Source organism: Campylobacter sp. IFREMER_LSEM_CL2151 (assembly GCF_025771725.1).
GTDB lineage: Bacteria > Campylobacterota > Campylobacteria > Campylobacterales > Campylobacteraceae > Campylobacter_D > Campylobacter_D lari_C.
Genome location: NZ_JAKMQT010000003.1, coordinates 138,531 through 161,421, shown reverse-complemented (window position 1 = coordinate 161,421; position 22,891 = coordinate 138,531). Strand labels below are relative to the sequence as shown.

At 29.0% G+C, this 22,891-nt stretch carries 26 protein-coding genes; 6 read left to right on the top strand and 20 right to left on the bottom strand.

The window, feature by feature from the left end:
- Positions 1–11 precede the first annotated feature (11 nt).
- Genes L8V82_RS03770 through L8V82_RS03745 form a run of 6 tightly spaced genes read right to left on the bottom strand, consistent with a single transcriptional unit; the run spans position 12 to position 5,059 of the window.
- On the bottom strand, positions 12–1,025 hold the full coding sequence (locus tag L8V82_RS03770) for an ATP-binding protein (protein WP_263724067.1): 1,014 nt from the start codon (positions 1,023–1,025) through the stop codon (positions 12–14).
- A gap of 42 nt (positions 1,026–1,067) precedes the next feature.
- Entirely contained in the window at positions 1,068–2,210 is a 1,143-nt protein-coding gene (gene folP, locus L8V82_RS03765) for a dihydropteroate synthase (protein ID WP_263724066.1), read from the bottom strand.
- Entirely contained in the window at positions 2,185–2,808 is a 624-nt protein-coding gene (locus L8V82_RS03760) for a DNA polymerase III subunit delta' (RefSeq protein WP_263724075.1), read from the bottom strand. The genes folP and L8V82_RS03760 overlap by 26 nt, the downstream gene beginning before the upstream one ends.
- 41 nt (positions 2,809–2,849) lie before the next feature.
- Positions 2,850–3,386: a HobA family DNA replication regulator gene (locus tag L8V82_RS03755; protein ID WP_133319197.1), complete on the bottom strand. Its 537-nt coding sequence runs from the start codon at positions 3,384–3,386 to the stop codon at positions 2,850–2,852.
- On the bottom strand, positions 3,387–4,589 hold the full coding sequence (locus L8V82_RS03750; RefSeq protein ID WP_263724064.1) for an aspartate kinase: 1,203 nt from the start codon (positions 4,587–4,589) through the stop codon (positions 3,387–3,389).
- Complete coding sequence (locus tag L8V82_RS03745) at positions 4,589–5,059, bottom strand: RNA pyrophosphohydrolase (RefSeq protein WP_263724063.1); 471 nt, start codon at positions 5,057–5,059, stop codon at positions 4,589–4,591. The genes L8V82_RS03750 and L8V82_RS03745 overlap by 1 nt, the downstream gene beginning before the upstream one ends.
- Positions 5,060–5,139: 80 nt before the next feature.
- Here L8V82_RS03745 and hemW point away from each other — a divergent pair, with 80 nt between their 5' ends.
- Positions 5,140–6,189, top strand: coding sequence for a radical SAM family heme chaperone HemW (hemW, locus tag L8V82_RS03740; RefSeq protein ID WP_263724062.1), 1,050 nt, complete (start codon positions 5,140–5,142; stop codon positions 6,187–6,189).
- On the opposite strand, the gene L8V82_RS03735 is transcribed toward hemW, so the two are convergent.
- Positions 6,186–6,503 carry an ArsR/SmtB family transcription factor gene (locus L8V82_RS03735; protein ID WP_263676834.1) on the bottom strand — a complete coding sequence of 106 codons (318 nt, stop codon included), beginning with the start codon at positions 6,501–6,503 and terminating at the stop codon, positions 6,186–6,188. The two genes, hemW and L8V82_RS03735, sit on opposite strands and share 4 nt — an antisense overlap.
- A gap of 8 nt (positions 6,504–6,511) precedes the next feature.
- Positions 6,512–7,486 carry a permease gene (locus L8V82_RS03730; RefSeq protein ID WP_263724061.1) on the bottom strand — a complete coding sequence of 325 codons (975 nt, stop codon included), beginning with the start codon at positions 7,484–7,486 and terminating at the stop codon, positions 6,512–6,514.
- A 149-nt stretch (positions 7,487–7,635) separates the two neighbouring features.
- Here L8V82_RS03730 and tatB point away from each other — a divergent pair, with 149 nt between their 5' ends.
- The 3 genes from tatB to queA are packed head-to-tail and all read left to right on the top strand — an operon-like array spanning position 7,636 to position 9,786.
- Positions 7,636–8,028, top strand: a complete 393-nt coding sequence (gene tatB / locus L8V82_RS03725; RefSeq protein ID WP_039618091.1) for a Sec-independent protein translocase protein TatB — start codon at positions 7,636–7,638, stop codon at positions 8,026–8,028.
- A 2-nt stretch (positions 8,029–8,030) separates the two neighbouring features.
- Positions 8,031–8,771, top strand: coding sequence for a twin-arginine translocase subunit TatC (gene tatC, locus L8V82_RS03720; protein ID WP_039628251.1), 741 nt, complete (start codon positions 8,031–8,033; stop codon positions 8,769–8,771).
- Positions 8,758–9,786, top strand: coding sequence for a tRNA preQ1(34) S-adenosylmethionine ribosyltransferase-isomerase QueA (gene queA, locus L8V82_RS03715; RefSeq protein ID WP_263724060.1), 1,029 nt, complete (start codon positions 8,758–8,760; stop codon positions 9,784–9,786). The genes tatC and queA overlap by 14 nt, the downstream gene beginning before the upstream one ends.
- Here queA and mrdA read toward each other — a convergent pair.
- The 12 genes from mrdA to L8V82_RS03655 all read right to left on the bottom strand — a co-directional run bounded on the left by mrdA (position 9,779) and on the right by L8V82_RS03655 (position 20,480).
- Complete coding sequence (gene mrdA, locus L8V82_RS03710; protein ID WP_263724059.1) at positions 9,779–11,605, bottom strand: penicillin-binding protein 2; 1,827 nt, start codon at positions 11,603–11,605, stop codon at positions 9,779–9,781. The genes queA and mrdA overlap by 8 nt on opposite strands.
- Before the next feature lie 2 nt (positions 11,606–11,607).
- Positions 11,608–12,099: a hypothetical protein gene (locus L8V82_RS03705; RefSeq protein WP_263724058.1), complete on the bottom strand. Its 492-nt coding sequence runs from the start codon at positions 12,097–12,099 to the stop codon at positions 11,608–11,610.
- Positions 12,089–12,688 (bottom strand): ribosome biogenesis GTP-binding protein YihA/YsxC, encoded by a 600-nt coding sequence (yihA, locus tag L8V82_RS03700; RefSeq protein ID WP_263676839.1) that lies wholly within the window; start codon positions 12,686–12,688, stop codon positions 12,089–12,091. Before yihA ends, L8V82_RS03705 begins: the two co-directional genes overlap by 11 nt.
- Positions 12,685–13,143 (bottom strand): lipopolysaccharide transport periplasmic protein LptA, encoded by a 459-nt coding sequence (gene lptA / locus L8V82_RS03695; protein WP_263724057.1) that lies wholly within the window; start codon positions 13,141–13,143, stop codon positions 12,685–12,687. Before lptA ends, yihA begins: the two co-directional genes overlap by 4 nt.
- Complete coding sequence (locus L8V82_RS03690; RefSeq protein WP_039628246.1) at positions 13,125–13,631, bottom strand: hypothetical protein; 507 nt, start codon at positions 13,629–13,631, stop codon at positions 13,125–13,127. The genes lptA and L8V82_RS03690 overlap by 19 nt, the downstream gene beginning before the upstream one ends.
- Complete coding sequence (locus tag L8V82_RS03685; protein WP_039618077.1) at positions 13,622–14,110, bottom strand: 3-deoxy-D-manno-octulosonate 8-phosphate phosphatase, YrbI family; 489 nt, start codon at positions 14,108–14,110, stop codon at positions 13,622–13,624. Before L8V82_RS03685 ends, L8V82_RS03690 begins: the two co-directional genes overlap by 10 nt.
- A gap of 4 nt (positions 14,111–14,114) precedes the next feature.
- A complete protein-coding gene (locus L8V82_RS03680) occupies positions 14,115–14,954 on the bottom strand; it encodes a septal ring lytic transglycosylase RlpA family protein (RefSeq protein ID WP_039618075.1) in 840 nt (279 codons plus the stop codon).
- A complete protein-coding gene (locus tag L8V82_RS03675) occupies positions 14,890–16,041 on the bottom strand; it encodes a lytic transglycosylase domain-containing protein (protein WP_263724056.1) in 1,152 nt (383 codons plus the stop codon). The genes L8V82_RS03680 and L8V82_RS03675 overlap by 65 nt, the downstream gene beginning before the upstream one ends.
- The gene (locus L8V82_RS03670; protein WP_263724055.1) at positions 16,041–16,838 is read right to left on the bottom strand and encodes a TatD family hydrolase; all 798 of its coding nucleotides are present in this window, start codon (positions 16,836–16,838) and stop codon (positions 16,041–16,043) included. The genes L8V82_RS03675 and L8V82_RS03670 overlap by 1 nt, the downstream gene beginning before the upstream one ends.
- A complete protein-coding gene (locus tag L8V82_RS03665; protein ID WP_263724054.1) occupies positions 16,829–18,073 on the bottom strand; it encodes a diguanylate cyclase in 1,245 nt (414 codons plus the stop codon). Before L8V82_RS03665 ends, L8V82_RS03670 begins: the two co-directional genes overlap by 10 nt.
- Before the next feature lie 62 nt (positions 18,074–18,135).
- Positions 18,136–19,650 carry an AAA family ATPase gene (locus tag L8V82_RS03660; RefSeq protein ID WP_263724053.1) on the bottom strand — a complete coding sequence of 505 codons (1,515 nt, stop codon included), beginning with the start codon at positions 19,648–19,650 and terminating at the stop codon, positions 18,136–18,138.
- Positions 19,650–20,480: an NAD(+)/NADH kinase gene (locus tag L8V82_RS03655; RefSeq protein WP_263724052.1), complete on the bottom strand. Its 831-nt coding sequence runs from the start codon at positions 20,478–20,480 to the stop codon at positions 19,650–19,652. Before L8V82_RS03655 ends, L8V82_RS03660 begins: the two co-directional genes overlap by 1 nt.
- Positions 20,481–20,565: 85 nt before the next feature.
- Between L8V82_RS03655 and aspS the strand changes: the two genes are divergently transcribed.
- Together aspS and L8V82_RS03645 are read left to right on the top strand one after the other, a co-directional pair.
- Positions 20,566–22,317 (top strand): aspartate--tRNA ligase, encoded by a 1,752-nt coding sequence (gene aspS, locus L8V82_RS03650; RefSeq protein ID WP_263724051.1) that lies wholly within the window; start codon positions 20,566–20,568, stop codon positions 22,315–22,317.
- On the top strand, positions 22,314–22,886 hold the full coding sequence (locus L8V82_RS03645; RefSeq protein WP_263724050.1) for an adenylate kinase: 573 nt from the start codon (positions 22,314–22,316) through the stop codon (positions 22,884–22,886). The genes aspS and L8V82_RS03645 overlap by 4 nt, the downstream gene beginning before the upstream one ends.
- The last annotated feature ends 5 nt before the right edge of the window (positions 22,887–22,891 follow it).

Here is a 22,891-nt window from a genome sequence, read left to right as displayed (position 1 = left end):
TTTTAATAATATTAAGATCTACCATTTTTTTCATCCAATTGATCAAATGTTTCAAATGGCTTATTTAGTTTTTCAAAAATCATTTCCATGGTTTTTTCATTATTTTCATATTGTTGAATCACTCCATCTAAGCTCAAATGAAAATTTATTTGATTTTTATAAATCAAACTATACTTATAAACAGCTTCAATAATATAAGGACTATGGGTATTTATTAATATTGGAATTTTTTTTACCGAAAGTCTTACTAATAATTTAGCAAAAATAATTTGCCAAGTTGGATGTAAGTGATTTTCTGGTTCATCAAAAATCAAAAATCCTTTAGATGTGACGCGATTATTATTAATTAAAACCTGTAAAATCCCAAATTGTTTGATACTAATTGCCACATTTTTCAATGAAATTTCATTATTATTTCTATAAAATTTATAAGTTTTTTTATCATTTTTTGAAAAATACCCTTGGATAACTTCGGTAATTTCTTGTTTAATACTTTTAAAATCATCATATTCTTTCAAAGGATTTTGTTCTATCTTTTGATATAAATCCCAAAGCAAATAAGGATAACTAATTTCATAACCACCTCCATAAATTTTAGCGCCATCATCTGCAAGACTCGCATCTCGAAAAAAATCAAACAAATCCCAAACCAAAGGACTTTGTATAAAAGTGCAATCAAGATAATTAAAATCATCACTTTCAAATTCTAAGCAACCATTCTTTCCTATAATTGCATTGTAAAGATTTTTATCATTTTCTTTTAAATACACCTCACCACCTTCTTTTAACTCACCATCAAATAGCAAATTTGATAATTTATCAAATTCTTTTTCTTTGTGCCCTTTTTTTTTATATTTTTTAGATAAAGCTTTACTTATATTATGTGTTTTTATAAGTGCCATTAAAATTTTACCTATAGTACTCTTACCACTATCATTTTCACCAGCTACAATACATAGGCTGTTAAGATTAATATTTGCTTCTTTTATAATTCCTATATTTTTTAAATACAACATTTTATTCATCTTTATCTCCTCGATTTACTATATGATATTTTATCTACTTTTTTACTCCAAAGAAAGTTCATCCATAGCTTTTGCAAGTTCAAACATTTGCTTATGTTCATACACATCATGCACTCTTATAATACTTGCACCATTTTTAAAAGCCTCTAAATGTAAATAAAGCGTACCTGCTAGTCTTTGCTCAACACTTGAGTTAAAATAAGCATTTATCATACTTTTCCTACTAGCTCCGATTAAAAGTTCTTTTTCAAAGCGTAAAAAATGCTCTAAATGTTTGATTAACATCATATTATGCCAAGGACTTTTACCAAAACCAATACCAACATCCAAAATCACATCTTCTAAACCAAGCTCACTTAGCCTTTCTAGCTTTTGCGCAAAAAAATCATCAAGCTCAGCGAGTACATCTTCATAATGTGGGTTATCTTGCATATTTTGTGGGGTATTTTGTATATGCATGAGTGTATAAGTGGCTTTGTATTTTAAAGCTAATTTGGCTAAATTTTCATTTTTAAAACCAGTAATATCATTAATAAGCTTAAAGCCTTTATTTAAAGCATATTCTAAACAATACTCATCAAAGCTATCTAAGCTAAAAATACATTTTTCATAAAGTTTTTCTTTATAGATTAAATCTAGGGTATTTTTTAAGCGTTTAAACTCTTCTTCTTTCCCACAATACACACTACCAGGTCTTGAAGAAACCCCGCCTATATCTATATAATCAGCCCCTTGAGAAATCATAAGTTCTATTTTTTCTAAAACTTCATTTTCTTTAACCCTACTTTGAGCATTAAAACTATCTTCATTAACATTAATCACACCCATAATTTTTGCATATTTTGGTTTGTTAAAATTAGACTTTAAAAATAGTGCTAAATTTTTAAGTTTAAAATCTTGTAATTTTTCTTTTTCTATAAGCTTTTTGGCTTGATCTTGTGTTACCATAAGTAAGGCATTAGTATGTTCTTTACCTAGTATAACTTCTTTGTGTGTTACAAGTTCAGCTCCAACTCTTAGTGCATCTTGCTTGAGTATATTTGCAGCAGGCGCTCTTAACTCTTTAATAAGAAAAAAATGAATTTGAGTTTTTTCACTCATAATTTTCTCACCTGCTTTGTGTGGTTTTATATATTTAGAAATTTGCTCAAAGTCTGTGTTAGGATTGATTTTGATGATTTTCATTTTTTCTCTCGTGTAAAATTAAAGCTATGGTACTTAGTAAAATAGTTGGCTTTGCATTTAATTTAGCTAATTCATAAGCTTTGTAAAAAAATTCAATTTCTTCATCGTTTAATTTTATATTTTGTTTAAAACATTCATGGCTTATAGTACTAATTAGCTCTAAACACTCATGCTTGTCTATATTTTCATATTGTTTTAATAATGAAGCAATTTGAGCTAGATCTATTTTTTTAAGATCTAAGTTTAAAGACATTTTTTCTTTTTGAATTTTATGTTTTTCTATGATAAACCTTGAAAGTATAGTAGGTAAAAAAACATTTTTTGAAGGAGCTACGATGATAAAATACACATTTTTTGGTGGCTCTTCAAAAAGCTTTAGTAAAAAATTTTGCGCTTCTTCACGAAAAGATCTAGCTAGTATAACAATGATTTTAGCTTGTGCTTCAGCTACATAGCTTTCTTTCATAATAGCTTTTGCGGTTGCTTGGGCATTTTTGTCATAAGTTAAGTCATTTAATCTTAATTCTAAGTCAGGATTTTTAGGTATGAAAAATTTAATATTTTTTGCTCCATATTCTTCTGTGAGTTTTTCTTGCATTAGTTCAAAATCATTATGAATAATGATTTTATTTCTTAGATTCAAATTTCTACCTTAGAAAAAAGTACAGCCTCTAAGCTTTGTTCAAATACTTTATATAAAGAAATGAGTTTATAGTCTAATTCTTTATCGCGCGAGGAAAGATAAAAGCTATTTTGTAATTGCTCATCAAAAAGCCAAAGCATACTTTCTGCTTTAGAATTAGCGATTTTAAATTTAAACCCAGTATTAGTTCCTATATAAAAAAAGGCATAACCATTAGGAAAAGAAATACTCAAAAGATCATTAAGCAAATCTATATCTTCTTGGGTATTGCAAGCTTTATTATAAATTCCTTTTAAAGACACAAAAGGCACTAAAGGTCTTGTAGTATTAGCATTGATTTGGCTTAAAAAATACTCTTCAAACCAAGCTCTTTGCTCATCAGTAATCACAATAAAAGTATAACCTTGCAAAAGCAAAGCTAGCTTAGAAGCGATCAAAGGCGACCATTCAAGACGCCTTTCTTCTAACCAACTTGTATAAGTGCCATTTTCTCGAATTTGTTCTAGGGTAAATTTTAAAAAACTATTACTCATTTATACATCTAGTTTATAAACTTCATGCAATACTCTTACAGCTAATTCGCCATATTTTTCATGCACGATAACTGAAATTTTAATTTCGCTTGTAGAGATCATTTGTATGTTGATATTTTCATTTGCTAGAGCTTTAAAAGCTGCTGAAGCTACTCCAGAATGTGATTTCATACCCACGCCCACAACTGAAACTTTTACCACAGCACTATCTGTTTCTATATTAGCATTAGCACCTAAAACTTTTTTCATAGCATTAGTTGCTAAATCAAGCTCGTTTTCAGGCACAGTAAAGCCCAAATTTGTAGCTCCATCTACACCTACATTTTGGATAATCATATCTACATTGATATTTTCATTTGCTAAAGTCCCAAAAATTTCAGCAGCAATTCCTGGTTTATCATCGATATTTCTTAAAGTAACCCTTGCTTGGTTTTTATCTAGTGCTATACCACTAACCAAAGCTTGTTCCATATTTTCCTCCTTAGTAATAATCGTCCCTTCATTTTCATTAAAGCTACTTCTAGTAACTAATTTTACATTTAATTTTTTAGCAAGCTCTACAGAGCGATTTTGCAAAACTTTAGCTCCTAAACTTGCAAGCTCTAGCATTTCTTCATAAGAAATTTTATCTAGCTTTTTAGCCTTTGGTTCAATTCTAGGATCAGTAGTATATACTCCATCTACATCGGTATAAATTTCACACAAATCAGCATTTAAAGCTCCTGCTAGCGCTACTGCACTTAAGTCACTTCCACCACGACCCAAAGTAGTAACATTACCCATTTTGTCAATACCTTGAAAGCCAGCAACTACTACGATATATCCTTCATCTAAGGCTTTGTTGATATTTGTAGTATCAATGTGTTCTATTCTTGCTTTGGTATAAACATCATCTGTAACAATCCCTGCATTGCGTCCGGAAAATGCAGTGGCTTTTAAACCCATTTCATTTAATGCAATGGCAAGTAAAGATGAAGTTACGCGCTCACCACTACTTAAAAGCATATCCATCTCACGACCTGAAGGATTTTTGCTAAAATGATGAGCAAAATCAATAAGCTCATTAGTAACCCCACTCATCGCTGAAACTACTACAACTAGCTTATCGCAAGTTTTTTTACTTTTTGCCACTCTTTTAGCAACTTCATCAATACGCTCAAGCGTTCCTACACTCGTTCCTCCATATTTTTGTACGATCAGCATTAAATATACCCCCTTTCTTTAAAATATTTCAAAACCTTGATATATATAGGTTTTTTAAAATGGTTAATCATATCATAAACATCTTCTAATGAAGTAAATTTATATGCATCAAATTCAGGATTTTTAGTATTTAGATTAATAATAGCTTTATTTTTTAATCTAACTAAAAAATATTTTTGACTTTGACCATCATAAGGATACATTTTTTGCGCAACCTTAGCTGGAAAATCATAACTAATCCACTCAGGATGTTCAGCTAAAATTTCAACCTCATCTGTGCCTATTTCTTCTTTTAACTCTCTAAATAATGCACTTTTAACATCTTCTCCCTCATCTACCCCACCTTGAGGAAACTGCCATATATCTTCCATATCATTGCGTTTAGCAAGTAAAATTTTACATTCAAAAGGATAAGCTGATGATAGCACTATAGCGGCTACATTTGGCCTATATTTTTTTTCTTTTTCCATGATTTTCTTATCCTTGACTTTTTAATAATATAATTCTAACAAAAAAATACGAATTTATAATCACATTTTAAAGAAGTTTTATGCATTTATACATACATATACCATTTTGTGAAAGTAAGTGTTTTTATTGTTCTTTTACTTCACTTAAAAAAAAGGACTTTGAAAAAGATTATTTAAATGCCTTAATGCAAGATATAAAATATCAACTAGATTTTTTTAAGCTTGATAAAAATTCCATAAAGACTGTTTTTGTAGGTGGTGGTACGCCTAGTTTAATGGAAGCTAGTTTTTATGAAAAAATATTTATTTTTTTACAAAGTTATTTACAAAAAGATAGTGAAATTAGTATAGAAGCAAACCCCAACTCGAGTAATTTTTCATGGCTTAAAGAAATAAAAAATTTAGGTTTTAACCGTATTTCTTTTGGAGTGCAAAGTTTTCATGAAAAAAAACTACAATTTCTTGGACGCATTCATGATCAAAAAAGCATTTTTACTAGCATAGAAAATGCAAAAAAAGCAGGATTTGATAATATCAACTTAGACTTAATTTATGATACAAAACTTGATGATAAAAAAATGCTTGATTATGAAATTTCTAAACTAACCCTACTTGATATTAATCATATAAGCGCTTATAATCTAACTATAGAAGAAAGGACAAGTTTTGCTAAAAAATTTCATTATAAAAAAAATGCGCCACGCCTTGCAAAATATTTTATCAAAGCGATTGAAAATCTTGGCTATAAACAATATGAAATCAGTAATTTTGGACAAATTTGCAAACACAATCTTGCTTACTGGCAAGGAAAAGACTATATAGGATGTGGTCTAAGTGCGGTAGGATTTTTAAAAAATCAAAGATTTTATACCAAAAAAAGTTTAAAAGATTATATCAATGATCCTTGTTTTAGAGAGATTGAAAATTTAAATTCAAAAGATTTACGTTTAGAGCATATTTTCTTAGGACTTAGAAGTATTATAGGAGTGGATGAAACAAAACTAGAACCTTTAGAAAAAGAAAAAGCAATGTTTCTTAGCAAAAAAGGAAAGCTAATTTATAAAAATGGAATTTTTTATAACACCAACTACCTTTTAAGCGATGAACTAGCTTTGTATATTAGCACTTAAGTTTTACATTCACAAGAAATTCTTTTTAGCTCAGGAAGCTTTATAGAAAGCTCGTTGATGTTTTTTAGTATATCATTGCAAAAATTATTTAAATTTTCTTTTACTCCATAATACGCCCAAACACCTTGCCTATCTACTTCTAAAAAATTAGCTTCTTTTAAAATTTTTAAATGTCTTGAAAGTCTTGATTGACTCATATTTAAAGAACTTTGCAAATCACACACACAAAGTTTTCCGTATTTTTGTAAAAAAGCTAAGATCAAAATCCTACTTTCATCATTAATTGCACTTGTTATTTTTAAAAACTCTTGCATAAAAATCCTTATATAAAAAATATTAAAAGACCAAAACTAATCGCAATAGCAACAATCATACCTGCAAATAAAATCAAAAAGCTTGTTTTGAAAATTCTTTTAAGCAAAATAAGCTCAGGTAAAGAACACCCTGCTCCTGCTATTAAAAAACTCATCATTATACCAAGTGGAATTCCACTGGTAGTTAAAGCTAGTGCTACAGGTATCATAGCTGTACAATTCATATAAAGTAAAACTCCTATAAAAGCTGCTATAAATACACCCAAAACCCCGTAATCTTTCATATAATTTTGAAAAAAATCTTGCGGAAAAGCACCATGTATAATAGCCCCTATAGCCATACCTATAACAATATAAGGTAAAATTTTTTTATACTCTTTAAAACTTTGTGAAAATAATATTTTGATTTTATTTTCTTTAGTTTTGTTTTTAAAATTTAAAATTTTACTTGTTTTAGAATTTTTGTTAAAAACCAAGCTAGGTTTTTGACAACATGAGCTTTGAAAAGTATTATTAGAACAACTTGACTTTTGCTCTAATTCATTTTTTAAAAAGTCTTCATTAAAAAATCTTTGAGTGTTTATTTTAGAAACACAAAAAGCAAGAAATAAAATCACACAAAATAAAAAACCCGCATAAAATAAAGAGATTTTTAAGCCAAAACTCACCACAAACATCACCACTATAATAGGATTAATTAAAGGCGAGGTGATTAAATAAGCTATGCATACTCCAAGTGGAACTTTAGCTTTTAAAAATGCGTTTAAAAACGGTATGCTTGAGCATGAGCAAAATGGGGTTAAACAACCTAAAAGTATGGCTTTTATATAGCTTGTAAAAGAATCTTTCTTTAAATGCTCATTAAAAAATTTAGCATAACGCTCATTTAAATAAGCAATAAGTATACTAACTAAAATAAATAAAACAGATATTTCTATAAATAAAATAAGAAAATCTTTTAAAATAAAAACTAATTTCTCCATACTCTTCCTTTTTGTTTTTAATCAAATATAACAAAAATATATTAATATATCAAGATATCTTTATATATTAATATAATAAAAGTAATAATATTTTTAAGTATTTTTATGTAAAATGTAAACCATATATTCAAGCGAAAGAAGACAAAATAATGAGTTTTGGTGAAATTTTAGTTATTTTAGTTGTAGCTATTTTAGTACTTGGGCCTGAAAAATTACCTTCAACTATAGTTGAAATTGCAAAAATTTTAAAAGCCATTAAAAGCAATATTGATGAAGCAAAAGCAAGTATTAATAAAGAACTAAAAATAGCAGAATTAAAAGATGAAGCACAAAAATACAAAGATGAATTCTCACAAACTAATGAAAATATCAGAAAAAAACTAAGTTTTGAAGAATTTGATCAACTCAAAGAAGATATTTTAAATAACACCAAAGAATTAAAAAGTGAAATTAATGATTTAGAAAAGGATATACAAGAACTTTCTAATCTTGAAGAAAAAATTCAAAAAGATGAAAAAAATACTCAGAAAATGGAAAGCTAAGAATGTTTGAAGAATTAAAACCGCATTTAGTAGAACTTAGAAAAAGATTATTTATAAGTGTTGCTTGTGTTGTTGTGATGTTTTTTGTATGTTTTAGTTTTAATAACTACATCATAGATATACTAAAAGCGCCTGTTGAAGCAGCCTTACCTGAAATTTCAAGACAAATGACCTTCGTTGAATTGCAAGAGCCTTTATTTACTGCGATGAAGGTTTCGTTTTTTACAGCTTTTTTGATTTCTTTACCGGTTATTTTTTGGCAGTTTTGGAAATTTGTAGCACCTGGACTTTATGATAATGAAAAAAGATTAGTAGTGCCTTTTGTAAGCTTTGCTAGTATTATGTTTGCACTTGGTGCTTTGTTTTGTTATTATATAGTTATACCTTTGGCTTTTAAATTTTTGATTGATTTTGGGGTGCAAACCCAAGATTTTAAGCCTTTAATTAGTATAGGTTTATATGTAGGCTTTTTTACTAAATTAGTAATTGCTTTTGGTTTGGCTTTTGAAATGCCTGTAATAACCTTTTTCTTTGCTAAACTTGGACTGATTGATGATACTTTTTTGAAAAAACATTTTAGGGTTTCTGTTTTAGTGATTTTTGTTTTTTCAGCTATGATGACACCACCTGATGTTATATCGCAATTTTTAATGGCTGTACCTTTGTGTGGGCTTTATGGAATTTCTATTTATATAGCTAAAAAAGTTAATCCTAGTCAAAAAGAAGATGATGAAAATGATTGATAAAGATCTTTTGCTTTCTAGTTATGATTATAACTTACCAAATGAACTTATAGCAAATTTTCCTATTTTACCCAAAGAAAATGCCAAGCTTTTAGTATATGAAAGATGTAAAGATCAAATTTCACATTTACATTTTAAAGACTTAGCTAGAATTTTACCACCTTGCGAAATCATCTTTAATGACACTAAAGTCATCAAAGCAAGAATTTATGGAAACAAAGAAAGTGGTAGTAAAATAGAACTTTTCATTAATCATCCTTTAAAAAATAATGATTTTTTAGTGCAAATTCGGGGTAAGGTTAAAGAAGGACAAATTTTATATTTTGAAAATTCTTTAAAAGCTAAAATCAAAAAATTACATGATGATGGCACAAGAGAAGTAGAATTTTTTAATGATGAAAAAGAGCTTAGTCATCATGAAGTTTTTGAAATTTTAGAAAAAATAGGCCATGTGCCTTTACCACCTTATATAAAAAGAGCAGATGAGGCACAAGATAGCATTAACTATCAAAGTATTTTTGCCAAAAATCAAGGCGCAGTTGCCGCACCTACTGCAAGCTTACACTTTGATGAAGCAATGATTAATGAACTTAAAAAAAATCATAATATCCATACTATTACACTACACGTTGGCGCAGGAACTTTTAAAGGTGTAGAATGTGAAGATATACGTGATCATAAAATGCATTCAGAATTTTTTCATATTGATGATGAAACTTGTGCTTTGATTGATTCTTCTAAGAAAATACTAGGCGTTGGTACCACTGTTACTCGTTGTATAGAATATTATCATAGAAAAAAAATAAAAGAAGGTTTTTGTGATTTGTTTTTACACCCACAAAATACCCCACAAAGACTTGATTATTTACTTACTAATTTTCACTTACCAAAATCAACTTTAATTATGCTTGTAGCAGCATTTATAGGTAGAGAAAAAACCTTAGAGCTTTACCATGAAGCCATAGAAAATAACTATCGTTTTTACTCATATGGCGATGGAATGCTAATTATTTAGTCTTTTTCTTGATATATTTTTTATCAATATAACCCAAATCTATAAGTTTTTGATAAATTTTAGCCAGTATAGGTCCCCCTGTGCTACTACCACTTTTCCCATGTTCGATTAAAACCACTACTACATATTGTGGTTTTTCATAAGGTGCATAAGAAGTAATCCAAGCATGAGATCTTAAAAAATACTCTAAATCCTCTTCTTTAATACGCTTTTTTTCACTTTGAGAAATTCCAACTACCTGCGCTGTTCCTGTTTTAGCTGCTATAGTGATAGGCGAATTTCTTAAAAATCTTGCCGTAGTTCCACCGTCTTCATTAGCAACTTCATACATAGCACGCCTTAAAAGTGGGAGTTTTGATAATTCAAAAGTCGTAAAAACACTTTCATTATTGTCAAAATTTATCTTAGTAACATTATCATCAACGCTATGTAAAAAATGTGGTGTGATATTTTTAGCCGTAGCAATCATAGCTGTAAATTTAGCCACTTGCATAGGAGTAGCAAGAAAATCACCTTGTCCTATGCTTGTATTTAAAGTCTCGCCTTGATACCATGGTTGGTTGTATTTTTCTTTTTTCCAAATTCTATTAGGTACTGTTCCTATAAATTCATTAGGTAAATCAACTCCTGTTTTTGTACCAAAACCTATTCTTTCAAAAACAGAACTAATAGTGTCAATACCAACTTCTAAAGCGCCTTTATAAAAATACACATCACAGCTTTCTCTAATAGCATCATTCATATTTACATAACCATGACCTGTAGCTTTCCAACATCTAAATTTTCTACCACCAAGCTCAAAGTTAGAATCACACAAATATTTATGATTTTCATTTACTTTACCACTATCTAAAAAAGCTAAAGCTGTACCCATTTTCACAACTGAACCCGGAGGATAAAGACCATTAATAAGTTTATTAGTAAAAGGATGGTTTAAATCATTAGAAAGTTTATCCCATTCTTCTTGGCTAATACCCGTAACAAAAGGATTAAGATTATACTCAGGAAAACTACCCGCTGCTAAAATAGCCCCGCTTTTTACATCCATTATTATAGCCGCACCTGCTAAATTTTCAAAAATACTAGCTAAGTATTCTTGCAAGTCAAGATCTATACTTAAAGTGATATTACTTGAAGTAGGTTTTTTGTAAGAAAGCTCTTCTATTTCTTTATTTAATGCATTTACCTTACTAACCTTTTCGCCCTTTTGGCCTTGTAAAATTTCATTATAAGAACGCTCTATACCACTACGCCCTACATAGCTAGTTAATCTTGCAATTTCATTTTCATTCATATCATTTAAATTTGCTTTTCCAACATAACCTATAACATGACTAGCCAAAGCATCATAAGGATAAAATCTTTGAGTAGTAGATTTAACTTGCATATTTTCGCGCAAATTAAGCTTAGTAAAATGCTTAATCATGGCATCATATTCTATAAATGGCACCACTTCTATATAATCTTGATTATAATAAGAATCCGCTTTTATATAATTTCGTTTTAATTTAGTTATATTTAAATCAGGAAAAGCATCTACTATGGCTTGTAATTCTTGCTCTAAAAGATTTCTGTTTTTCTTTTTTATATGCAAATATGGCTTTATAGAGATTGAAAAACCTAATTTATTTACCGCTAAGGGTCTACCTTTAACATCTAAAATTTGCCCTCTTACGGGTGCTAAAAACTGCGTTTTAATGGCATTTTGCTTGGCTATTTCTTCATAATAAACATTAGATTTTATACTTATATAATACACTCTAGCAAGCAAAAGCATAAAAAAACAAGCTATAAAGCCCATCACTAAGCGCATACGCATAATCAGATTTTTCCTTTAAAAATAACAAAAGAAATCAAAGCTTCAACAGCAAAAAACCATAAATATTCAATACCAAATTTTAAAATTTCATTATTATCTAAATATGCTAAAAACACATCAAAAAGATAGATGAAAATATAAGCACAAAAAGTGAATATAACGAGCAAATAATGCCCTAGTTTTAATTTACTTTTAAACCAATCCACAAAAAAATGATAAAAAATAAAAAAAGCTATCCAAGAACTAAAAAGATAAAATCCATGAATAACATCAATTAATAAAAGATAAAACAAAGAAAAATACCATCTAAAATCAAGCTTATTAAGGGTTCTTTCTTTTTCTTTTAAAAGCACTATCATATAACAAAAAAATACCCCAAACAAAGGAGGCATCCAGTAATACACAGAGCTTAGTACTTGATAAAAAATCAAAGATAGATAAAAAAATAAATAAGAAAAATCAAATCTATTTTTTACTAAATTTCTACTCCTCATTAAAACCCAAGCTCTCTAAAATGATTTTTTGTTCTAATTTATCAATACCACTTTTTTTCAAATTTGACACCAAAATGGCATTTTTATTTGCATTTAAAATTTTTGCTTTTTGGCTTTGATTGAGCTTATCTGCTTTTGTAAAAACTGTTATTTTTTTTTGATCAGCTCGAATAAAAGAATCTAAATATAAATCCAAATTTGTATCAATATCTAAATTATCATGCCTTGAATCTATTAGATGGATAAAAAGTTTGATAGAACTGCGCTCTTTTAAAAACTCATCTAAATTTTTATTCCAAATAGCCTTAGTTTTTTTACTCACTTTCGCATAACCAAAACCAGGTAAATCAATAAACATTAATTTGAATTTATCTTCATCTTTTTTACAATCAACTTCAAAAAAATTAATAAGTTGGGTTTTGCCCGGAGTTGAAGAGCTTTTTGCTAAATTTTTATTCTTACAAAGAGTATTAATCAAAGAACTTTTACCCACATTAGAGCGCCCTAAAAAAGCGATTTCAGTGTATATAGGTTGTGGGGCTTCGTCTATTTTGGAAGCAGAAATTAAAAATTTAGCATTTAGTATCATTCTTTTACTTCAAATACAAATTTCACAGGTTTTTTATCTTTACTCACTACTCTATAAGTCATATTTTTTCTATCTACTATGATTTTATCCCCTATGAGTTCTTTTTTTGTTTGCATTTCTGTAATTTTTGCATTGCCATTAATCTCATATGTATCCTTAGCTACATTATAAATAAACTCATCACCACTTCCATGATAAGTTTTATCTTTCATTATGATTTTAAATTTAGCGTCTTTAGTAGCTATATATTTAATGGGTTGTTTATTTTTCATATAAATAACTAATTTTTGCGAATTTAAAATATCTTTGCCTTTTTTAACTTCCACATCACCGGTTAATACACTTGTTTCGTTTTTTTCATCTAAATAAAAATCTTTAGCATAAACTTCTATTTTTTGCGCACTAAATGCAAATAAATTTAACAAACACAAAAAAATTATTGCTCTAAAAACCATGCTTTTATTCCTTGAATTTTTAATTCTTTTTGATTCACATCATATAAAAAATTATCCCCAAAAACCTCATTTAAACCTATATATGCTTTAAAATTATCATTAGAAAATAAAATTTTATTTTTCATATCATAAGTTGCTTTTTGGGTAAAAATAGAAGTTTGATTATGATCAAAATAACTTACATTACCTTCTAAAATGGATTTTTCTTCATTTCTTACTAATAAATCTGAACTTAAATTATAATCAAGCGCTTGCACTTTAAAATCATCAAAAATATCTTTATCTTGGTATTTTACCCATCGACTTGCCTGATATGTAGCCTTAATTACACTAGCATTTAACTCATAATCAAGCACATCAAAAGCTTGCATATTTGCCACATCTACCTTTTGTGGTTTTATGGCAAATAAATAAGGATCTTGGGTACTTAAAATCACCATAACAAAGGCGAATAAACTCATTAATATAGCAAAAATTTTTATCGCCAAAGTTTATCCCATTGAGCTTGCATATTATTATGTTCAATTAAAATTTCTATCATCTCACTCACTGCTCCATTACCACCTTTTCTATTTAAAACTTTATCAGTTTTTAAAGCCTTGTGTGCATCTTTTGGCTTAAAGCTATATCCAACTGCTTCAAGCAAGCTCATATCATTATAATAATCCCCAATAGCAGCACATTGAGAAAAATCCAAATTTAATTTTTCTAAAATTTCTTTAGCACAAGCTAGTTTATCACTAATACCTTGATAGACTAAATCAATTTTTAAATCCCTAGCTCTAAAATACACACACTCACTAGTTCTACCTGTAATGATAGCAACTTTTTTGCCAAGCTTTTGCCAAGCTTCAATTGCTGCGCCATCTTTTACATTAAATTCTTTAATCTCACCATAATTTTGTGTGTAGATGATTTTACCATCTGTTAGACAACCATCTACATCTAAAAAAATAAGTTCTATCATGATTTTACTCTCTTACTATAAACGCACCTGGGAAAGATCCGCTATCAACAAAATCTCTTGCTTCTTGCTCACTTCTAAAACCTTTTAAAAATACTCTATGTAAGCCATCTTTAGCACTTGTTTGTATAGTTGAAGTGTAAGAATTATAATTTTTATATCTACTTGCTATTAGCTCTGCACCACTTTTATTTCTAAATGCTCCAATTTGCACCATAAAAGATCCACCTTGGAAAATATGACCACTATCAGCAATCTCTCCACTGCTGCCTAAATTAGAATTAGTATGCACCGAACCCGAACTTGCACTTGTTCCAAAGCCAATCACTTCAAGTCTTACAGGAGCTGTTCCTGCTTGAATCATATCTATATCTCTTGCAGCCATATTAGATAAATCTATAATCCTACCTGCTACAAAAGGTCCCCTATCGTTAATCCTAACAGTAGTTTGACGATGATTTTTTAAATTAGTTACTTTTACTATGGTATTCATAGGTAAAGTTTTATGAGCTGCGGTATATGCGTGTTGATCATAAGTTTCACCATTAGAAGTTTTTTTACCATGAAAACCTGGTCCATACCAACTAGCTATACCATCAGCAGTCTCACCTACTTCTACTACTGTTGGATAATAAGTTTTACCATTAATAGTGTAAGGTTTCATAGTGCCTTTTAAGCTTGTATTATTATGCTTTATACTTTTAAAATCTCTTTCTGGGTAATACACAGTAGGCGTGCTAATGGGTACCATACTACAAGCACTAAATAAAACGCCTACACAACTAACGACTAACGACTTTTGTATGAGAGTTTTTTGATATTTTTTGAGTTGTTTTGATTTTTGCATTATTATTCTCCTTAATTTTTAACACAAGTTTTTGATTGATATTGATTAAATTTCCTTTGATTTTATTATATTCTTTAATGCTTTCAACACTTATTTTGTGTTTTCTTGCAATAGTATAAAGACTATCACCCTCTTTTACTATATAAATTTTTGTATGTGGAATAGTTGTATCCACCTTAGCTAATTTTACATTCTCTAATGCCTTTTCTACCGCCACGCTTTTACTTAAAGGAATATACATGTAATAATCTTTTTTATCAGGTGGAGTAAAGTCATAATTAAAATGTGGATTATAACGTTTAAATTCATTATAAGACATTTTAGCTACTTTAGCAAGCTCTCTTAAAGAAACACTTGGGGGAACTGAGATTTTTTTAACTTCACTTGATAGGGCGTAATTAAGCAAGGCGCTATCTTGTGAAATTAAAAAATCATTATTATTAGCCAAAAATGCCATAGTAAGAATTTTTCTAATAAAAATTCTAGTTTCTAATGGTAAGTATTTTTTATCAGGATCAAGCAAAACCCTTAAATCATCACTTTTTGCTTTTTTTATAGCTTGACGTAATTTACCATCACCACAATTATAAGCTAAAATAGCCAAGTACCATTTTCCAAACTGCTCTTTTAATTGTTTTAAATAAGTAATAGCTGCATAAGTTGATTTTACTAAATCTTTTCTCTCATCTACATAAGGATCTATCCTTAAACCCAAAGTTTGTGCCGTTGGTTTCATAAATTGCCAAACACCTACTGCTTTAGTTCTTGAAATACTATGAATTTTTAAACCAGATTCTACAATCGCTAAGTATAAAAATTCTTGAGGAATATTTTCTTTTTCTAATATTTTGCGGATAATCGGAGTGATTTTATAAAATTCCCTCATCGTATCTACTAAAGTTTTAGAATGCATATCCATAGAAGATTCTTTAAATTCTAAAAAAATCATATCACTAAGATAACTTGCTTCTATATCTAAATTTCTTAAGATTTGTGCTTGTTGCGTGTAATGCTCTGGAGTAAATTGCAAGGCCTTAGCATTTAAACATAATAATACTAAAATAAAAAACAAAAAGCTTTTTTTCATTATAAACCTTGGAAAAACAAACGATTAGCGTTAAAATTAGTAAGTTTTATTATTTCATTTTTAGATAAATTTAAAAACTCAGCCATTTTTTGAGCTACAAAATGCGTCAAAATAGGATCATTTACCTTGCCACGATGTGGTTCTGGGGTTAAATAAGGTCCATCTGTTTCTAAAACAAGCTTATCTTTTGGAATTTTAGGTAAAACTTCTACTAGTTTTTTTGCATTTTTAAAAGTTAAAACCCCACCTATACCAAAATAAAAACCATCATCTGCTAGCTGAAGTAAAAGCTCACTAGCATTAAAACAATGCAAAACACCACCTTGCAAATCTTTTGCATATGTTTTTAAAATATTAAAACTATCTTCATTAGCCTCACGCACATGCACAATCAAAGGCTTTTTGTATTCAATAGCTAGTTGAATTTGAGCTATAAAAACTTCTTTTTGCTTTGCTTTTATTTCATCCTCATCAGCCCTTAAGCGATAATAATCAAGCCCACACTCGCCCACTGCAACGCATTTTTTATCATTTATAAATTCTTTTAAAATATCTAAATCAAAATCATCTATATCATAAGGATGCACCCCACAAGAAAAATACACATTTTCATAATCATGTGCAATTTCTCTTGCTCTTGGCAAATCTTTTATATCCGCACCAGGTATGATGATTTTATCTACTCCATTAGCAAAGGCATGGCTTAACATTTCATCTAAATATCCAAAATAAACTTGGCTATCTAGATGACAATGCGTATCTATGATTTTTTCACTAAAATCACAATCTAAAAACATACCTCTACCCTATTTTTACCATTAGACTTAGCTAAATCTAGTGCTTTTTGAGCATTATTAAGTAAATCTTGCATTTGACTTGTTTTAACTCCAAAAGCAACTCCCACAGAAACACTATAATCAACCTCATCTAAAGCTATTAAAACACTTTCTTTAGCAATATTTACTCTTATATTTGAAAAAGCTTTCAACGCTTCTTTATTATCTGTATTTTTTAAAAGTACGTAAAATTTACCATCTTCAATTCTGGTTGCTAAGTCCATACCGCGAATTTGATCTTTGATTTTTTTAGCTGTGTGTTTTATTACTCCATCGCCACAATCATAACTTAACTCATAATTAATTGTTGCAAGATTGTCTATATCAATTAATGCCAAAGCCATTTCTTCATTTTCTTGCATATCTTCTAAATAATCTAAAAATCTTTTTTCAAAATTTGCATAATCATCAAGTCCTGTTAGCAAATCTTTACCCAAACTATACTCATCAAGTAAAACACATTTTTGCATATAATCTAAGCAATTATTCACTCTACAATTAAGTGATTCTTTTTGGAAAGGTCTAATCACATAATCATTTACACCCTTTCTAAAAGCTCTTGCCTCTAGCGCATCATCTTTATCTCCAACCATAATCACACCAAGCTCTATTTTAGAGTATTTTGAGCGAATTTCTACAAGCAAATCTTCCCCATTAATTACAGGCATAGTTGCATCACAAATTACTAATTTTGTATCAGGATTATCACTTAGATAATTTAGCGCTTCTTCTCCATGTGCTGCTGCTAAGACATTAAAAAGTTGATTATTAAGATTTTTTTTCATTTCTGCACGTAAAGTTACATTTGCGATTGCTAGAATAATTTTAGTTTTATTATTTTTTTGAAGCATTCTAATAGAGTTTAACATTTCATCAATACAGCTTTCACTATCTTTTTGTATATAACCTATAATATCTTTTTCCATAAATTTCTTACGCGTTTGACCATCACTACTTCCTGTAAGCACTATAGCAGGAATATTTTTTTCTAAAATTACATCCACCACTTCTCCATTAGGAGCATCTGGCAAACAAAGATCTACAAAAGCCATAAAATAATTATTTTTCACTAATTCTTTAGCACTATTCATATCAAAAGCAACATCTACTTTTAAACCTAAAGTATTTTCTACTTTTTTTGCCAAAAGCTTTGTAAGCATTTTATTATCATCAATAATTAAAATTTTTTCTTCCATAGCCAACTCTCTTTGTAATTTAAAACTATTATTATACCATATAGAAAATTTACTTTTTATTTTTAAAGTAAAGTTCTAGTAAATTCTAAAGCTTCTTGGGTAATATTTTCCCCACTTACCATTCTAGCAAGCTCTCTTACTCTTTCTTCTTTTTCTATTTTTCTTACCCTACTTTCATTTCCTATTTTTTCTACTAAAAAATGATTGCTTGCTTTTGATGAAAGCTGTGGTAAATGTGAAATTGCAAAAATTTGATAAAACTTAGCAAGCTCTTTTAAAACTTCAGCTATACTCATTGCTTCTTTACCACTTAAATTTGCATCAATTTCATCTAAAAATATTATACCACTAGCTTTATTAGTAACATTGCATTCTGTTGCAATAAAAGAAAGTCTTAGACGGTTTATCTCACCTGAACTTAAATTTTTTAAACTAGCTTCATTGATATTTAAACTCACTTCATCTTTACCTAAAATACTTAAAGCACAATCTTTAAGCTCTAATTCAACTTCTTTCATATAAAGTTTTTCAAGATAAAAATTCAGTAATTTTTCAAGCTCTTTTAATCTTTTTTTACGCAAAGTACTTAATTTTTGACTTTTCTCATCTAAAAGCATTTTGGCATTTTGCACTTTTTCTTCTAATTCTTTTTTTTCAAAACTTAAATTTTCATAATGAGCTAATTCTGCTTTTTTCTTCTCTAAAGCTTCTAAAGCTTCTTCTATACTTCCGTATTTTGAAATCAAAGAAGAAAGTTTTTCTATCCTATCAAGCACTTCTTCTATATCAAAATCAAAATCATCAAAGCTTTGATTTTCCCACACTGCCCTTAATTCATTTAAACACTCTGAAAAAAATGAACTATCAACATCACTAATTTGCAAAGCTTCAATCACTGCTGATTCTAATTCAAAAATTCTGCTTGCCCTATTCCAAGCAGCGTCAATTTTGTCTTTTTTAGAAAGTCTTTTTTTTAAACTCATCAACTCATCAAATTCGCCAATTTTTGGGTTAATACTTTGAATTTTTTGTATTTCAAAGCTCGTAAATTCTTTTAATTCTTCTACTTTTTTTTCTTCTTCTTGAATTTTTTCTAATTTAGTTTTATTTTCCATATATTCTTTATAAATATTTTTATATTCATTTAAAAAATCTTGAAATTTCTTATCCTCTTTTGATTGCATAAAATCAAGTAAGTTTAAAAATCTTTCATTTGAGAACTCATTATTTTCCTTAGCTGAAAGATATTTTACAAATTTCTTAGAAAGCAAGGCTAAATTCTTTTTTGAAATAAGTTGATTATTGATAAAATAACGCGAGCTTTTATCTTTTAAAAGTTTAAATACATTTAATTCTTCATTTTCGATACCAAACTCATCTAATTCAAGTTCATCATTTAACAAAATTTCTACCATTTTGGCTTCACTCTCACTTAGAGCAAAAGCTGCCAAAATAGCCTTAAAAAGCACCGATTTTCCAGCACCACTTAAGCCAGTAAAGACAGTAAGTCCCGCTTCTAAGTCTAATTTTGCTTGTTTAAAACCTAAATTTTCTTTAATTAAAATACTCTCTATCATCACTTACCCCAATTTAACTTTTCTTTTAAAACTTGGAAATAATCTCTATCTTTTTTATGTATAAAACTAAGTTCTTTTTTACTAAGTCCTATAAGAATTCTATCATATTCTTTAGGATCAATCACTTCTTGCCCATCTAAATACAACAAACAATGCTCAACTTTTAATTCAAGCTCAAAGCCATAAGGTAAAACTATAGGCCTTTGGGTTAAAGAATGAGAACAAACTGGAGTTAAAACAAAAATTTCACTCCAAGGATGAACTATAGGCCCACCTGCGCTAATATTATAAGCAGTTGAACCACTTGAACTAGCTATGATTAAACCATCTCCATAATAAGCATTAAAAAGTTTATTTTCAAAAAAAACTTCCACATTTGCCATTAAAGCATTATCACGCGAAAAAACTGCGTCATTAAAAGCAAATTTTTTAATGATTTTATTTTTTTTATACAAGGTAATTTGAAGCATTTTGGCTTTTTCTATTTTAAAATCACTTTTAAAAAAATCTTCAAAAAAACTTTCTATCTCATTAAAAGAAAGGGCTGTTAAAAAACCTAAATTTCCTGCATTTATCCCCAAAATAGGCTTTTTAGCCTGATAAGCTTGCCTACATAAAGACAAAAGCGTACCATCCCCACCTAAAGAAATCAAAAAATCTAATTTTTGTAAATCTTTTAAATTAATTTTTTCTTGTTCTAATAATACAAGCTCTATATTTTTTTGCAAAAAAATTGTTTTTAAAAAAGCAATTTGCTCATTTAAATTTGTATTTAACCTACAAAATAAGCCTATTTTTTGAATTTTCTCTATATTTATATTTTTTTTCATAAAAAAATTATAACAAAACTTAGCTAAGCAAAAGAATAAAATACTATAATAACAAAATTGAACAAAATTAAGCTAAGGAAAAATTTTGAGAACTCATTACAATACAGAGCTTAACATACAAAATGTTGGCGCGGAAGTAACATTATGTGGTTGGGTAAATTCTTACCGTGATCATGGAGGTGTAATTTTTATCGATCTTAGAGATCGTAGCGGACTTATACAGTTAGTATGCGATCCTGCAGATAATCAAGAAGCACACAATATAGCTTCATCAGTAAGAAATGAATATGTTTTAATAGCACAAGGAAAAATTCGCCCACGCGGTGAAGGACTTGTAAATCCAAAATTAAAAACCGGGGAAATAGAAGTTGTTATAAGCAAACTTACTATTGAAAATGAAAGCGCTGTAATACCTTTTGCTATAGGCGATGAAAGCGTGAATGAAGAATTAAGATTAAAATATAGATTTTTAGATTTAAGAAGTAAAAAACTTTATGATAATTTTGCTCTAAGATCAACTGCTTGTATAGCAACAAGAAATTCTTTAGCAAAAATGGGATTTTTAGAGGTTGAAACTCCTATTTTAACTAAAGCAACTCCAGAAGGCGCAAGAGATTATTTGGTACCATCACGCGTACATCAAGGCGAATTTTATGCCCTACCTCAAAGTCCTCAACTTTTCAAACAACTTTTAATGTGTTCAGGATTTGATAGATATTTTCAAATTGCAAAATGCTTTAGAGATGAGGATTTAAGAGCAGATCGCCAACCTGAATTTACTCAAATAGATATAGAAATGAGTTTTTGTGAGCAAAAAGATATCATAGCTATGGCAGAAAATTTACTCAAAGATATTTTCAAAGCTTGCGGAAAAGAAATTAGCATACCTTTTAGACAAATGAGTTACAAAGAAGCTATGGAAAATTATGGTTCTGATAAGCCTGATTTAAGATTTGATATGAAATTTATTGATGTAATTGATATTTTTGCAAAATCAAATAACGAAATTTTTGCAAATATTGCAAAAGATACAAAGAAAAATCGCATTAAAGCTTTAAGAGCTCCAAAAGGTGATACGATTTTTTCTAAACGTCAAATGCAAAGATTTGAAGAATTTGTGCGCAAATTTGGAGCGGCAGGACTTGCATTCATACAAATGAAAGAAGATGGTCCTAAGGGTCCACTTTGCAAATTCTTTAGTGAAGAGGATTTGAATACTTTAATTCAAAGATGCGAATTAGAAGTTGGAGATGTAGTATTTTTTGGCGCAGGAGCTAAGAAAACCGTGCTTGATTACATGGGTAGATTTAGATTATTCCTTGCTGATGAAATGAAAATTATTGATGAGGATAAGTTAGAATTTTTATGGGTTATTGATTTTCCTATGTTTGAACAAAATGATGATGGAAGCTATTCTGCAATGCACCATCCATTTACTATGCCAAAAAATATTGATGAGCAAGATTTAGAAGAGATTAATTCTATTGCACATGATGTGGTGTTAAATGGTGTAGAATTAGGTGGTGGTAGTATAAGAATTCATAAAAGCCCTATCCAACAAAAAGTCTTTAAACTTTTAAATATTAATGAAGAAGAACAAAGAAAGAAATTTGGCTTCTTACTTGATGCATTAAGCTTTGGAGCACCACCACATGGTGGTATAGCAATAGGCCTTGATAGACTTATCATGCTTTTAACAAAATCTTCAAGCATTAGAGAAGTTATAGCATTTCCTAAAACACAAAGAGCACAATGTCTTATGACTCAAGCTCCAAGCGAAGTAAGTAATGAACAAATGAGAGAATTAGGTATAAGATTAAGGGAGAATACTAAATGAAACAATTATTTTTAATCATAGGCGCACCAGGTAGTGGCAAAACAACTGATGCAAGCATTATAGCTACAAATGATGCAAATATTACTCATTATTCTACAGGTGATTTACTAAGAGCAGAAGTGGCTAGTGGAAGCGAACTTGGAAAGACTATTGATAGTTTTATTTCTAAAGGAAATTTAGTTCCACTAGATGTAGTTGTAAATACCATCATCACTGCTTTAAAAAATGCACCAACCAACACGATACTTATCGATGGTTATCCAAGAAGTATTGAACAAATGCTTGAGTTTGATAAGGTATTAAAAAATCAAAATGAAGTAAATTTAAAAGGTGTTATAGAAGTTAAAGTTAGTGAAGAAGTTGCTAGAGAAAGAGTTTTAGGACGTGCTAGAGGTGCTGATGATAACGAAGAAGTTTTCAATAATAGAATGAAAGTTTATTTAGAGCCTTTAGAAGAAATAACAAATTTTTATACCAAAGAAAATATCCACCATGTAATCAATGGTGAAAGAAGTATTGAAGCTATCGTAGCTGATATGAAAAATTTAATCAATGATTTATTAAAATAAAGGAT

What these genes read in the sequence shown, in the direction of transcription:
- L8V82_RS03755 (WP_133319197.1), bottom strand. Translation starts at nt 3,386, where the DNA reads ATGAGTAATAGTTTTTTAAAATTTACCCTAGAACAAATTCGAGAAAAT.
- L8V82_RS03730 (WP_263724061.1), bottom strand. Translation starts at nt 7,486, where the DNA reads ATGGAGAAATTAGTTTTTATTTTAAAAGATTTTCTTATTTTATTTATA.
- L8V82_RS03680 (WP_039618075.1), bottom strand. Translation starts at nt 14,954, where the DNA reads ATGCAAAAATCAAAACAACTCAAAAAATATCAAAAAACTCTCATACAA.
- queA (WP_263724060.1), top strand. Translation starts at nt 8,758, where the DNA reads ATGAAAATGATTGATAAAGATCTTTTGCTTTCTAGTTATGATTATAAC.
- L8V82_RS03665 (WP_263724054.1), bottom strand. Translation starts at nt 18,073, where the DNA reads ATGGAAGAAAAAATTTTAATTATTGATGATAATAAAATGCTTACAAAG.
- L8V82_RS03750 (WP_263724064.1), bottom strand. Translation starts at nt 4,589, where the DNA reads ATGCTGATCGTACAAAAATATGGAGGAACGAGTGTAGGAACGCTTGAG.
- L8V82_RS03770 (WP_263724067.1), bottom strand. Translation starts at nt 1,025, where the DNA reads ATGAATAAAATGTTGTATTTAAAAAATATAGGAATTATAAAAGAAGCA.
- L8V82_RS03660 (WP_263724053.1), bottom strand. Translation starts at nt 19,650, where the DNA reads ATGATAGAGAGTATTTTAATTAAAGAAAATTTAGGTTTTAAACAAGCA.
- hemW (WP_263724062.1), top strand. Translation starts at nt 5,140, where the DNA reads ATGCATTTATACATACATATACCATTTTGTGAAAGTAAGTGTTTTTAT.
- tatB (WP_039618091.1), top strand. Translation starts at nt 7,636, where the DNA reads ATGAGTTTTGGTGAAATTTTAGTTATTTTAGTTGTAGCTATTTTAGTA.
- lptA (WP_263724057.1), bottom strand. Translation starts at nt 13,143, where the DNA reads ATGGTTTTTAGAGCAATAATTTTTTTGTGTTTGTTAAATTTATTTGCA.
- L8V82_RS03735 (WP_263676834.1), bottom strand. Translation starts at nt 6,503, where the DNA reads ATGCAAGAGTTTTTAAAAATAACAAGTGCAATTAATGATGAAAGTAGG.
- L8V82_RS03745 (WP_263724063.1), bottom strand. Translation starts at nt 5,059, where the DNA reads ATGGAAAAAGAAAAAAAATATAGGCCAAATGTAGCCGCTATAGTGCTA.
- yihA (WP_263676839.1), bottom strand. Translation starts at nt 12,688, where the DNA reads ATGATACTAAATGCTAAATTTTTAATTTCTGCTTCCAAAATAGACGAA.
- L8V82_RS03760 (WP_263724075.1), bottom strand. Translation starts at nt 2,808, where the DNA reads ATGCAAGAAAAACTCACAGAAGAATATGGAGCAAAAAATATTAAATTT.
- mrdA (WP_263724059.1), bottom strand. Translation starts at nt 11,605, where the DNA reads ATGCGTATGCGCTTAGTGATGGGCTTTATAGCTTGTTTTTTTATGCTT.
- tatC (WP_039628251.1), top strand. Translation starts at nt 8,031, where the DNA reads ATGTTTGAAGAATTAAAACCGCATTTAGTAGAACTTAGAAAAAGATTA.
- L8V82_RS03685 (WP_039618077.1), bottom strand. Translation starts at nt 14,110, where the DNA reads ATGATAGAACTTATTTTTTTAGATGTAGATGGTTGTCTAACAGATGGT.
- L8V82_RS03655 (WP_263724052.1), bottom strand. Translation starts at nt 20,480, where the DNA reads ATGAAAAAAAATATAAATATAGAGAAAATTCAAAAAATAGGCTTATTT.
- L8V82_RS03675 (WP_263724056.1), bottom strand. Translation starts at nt 16,041, where the DNA reads ATGAAAAAAAGCTTTTTGTTTTTTATTTTAGTATTATTATGTTTAAAT.
- L8V82_RS03645 (WP_263724050.1), top strand. Translation starts at nt 22,314, where the DNA reads ATGAAACAATTATTTTTAATCATAGGCGCACCAGGTAGTGGCAAAACA.
- folP (WP_263724066.1), bottom strand. Translation starts at nt 2,210, where the DNA reads ATGAAAATCATCAAAATCAATCCTAACACAGACTTTGAGCAAATTTCT.
- L8V82_RS03670 (WP_263724055.1), bottom strand. Translation starts at nt 16,838, where the DNA reads ATGTTTTTAGATTGTGATTTTAGTGAAAAAATCATAGATACGCATTGT.
- L8V82_RS03705 (WP_263724058.1), bottom strand. Translation starts at nt 12,099, where the DNA reads ATGAGGAGTAGAAATTTAGTAAAAAATAGATTTGATTTTTCTTATTTA.